This is a genomic window from Priestia sp. SIMBA_032 (assembly GCF_046535215.1).
GTDB classification, from domain to species: Bacteria; Bacillota; Bacilli; order Bacillales; family Bacillaceae_H; genus Priestia; species Priestia aryabhattai.
The window spans coordinates 1-251 of record NZ_JAWRXD010001184.1; the positions used below are offsets into that span (position 1 = coordinate 1).

1 protein-coding gene is annotated in these 251 nt (G+C 34.7%); it reads left to right on the forward strand.

Features of this window, described 5'->3' with window-relative positions:
* Positions 1–251: 3'-5' exonuclease (locus tag SB717_RS38045; RefSeq protein ID WP_410908358.1), on the forward strand; the 251-nt coding region annotated here is incomplete at both ends.

Consider the following 251-nt stretch of genomic DNA (forward strand, 5'->3'; position numbering starts at 1 on the left):
TTCCTTAAATCTAACATTCCTTACAAAATTGTCGGGGGAACTAAGTTCTACGACCGTAAAGAGATTAAAGATATTTTGGCGTACTTACGTTTAATCGGTAATCCAGATGATGAAATTAGTTTTGCACGTATTATTAACATGCCAAAGCGTGGTATTGGTGCGACTTCTATCGATAAAATTATTAATTATGGTGTGCAAAACGGAATTTCATTAACTGCTGTATTTGATGAGATTGAGCATGTTGGAGTAAG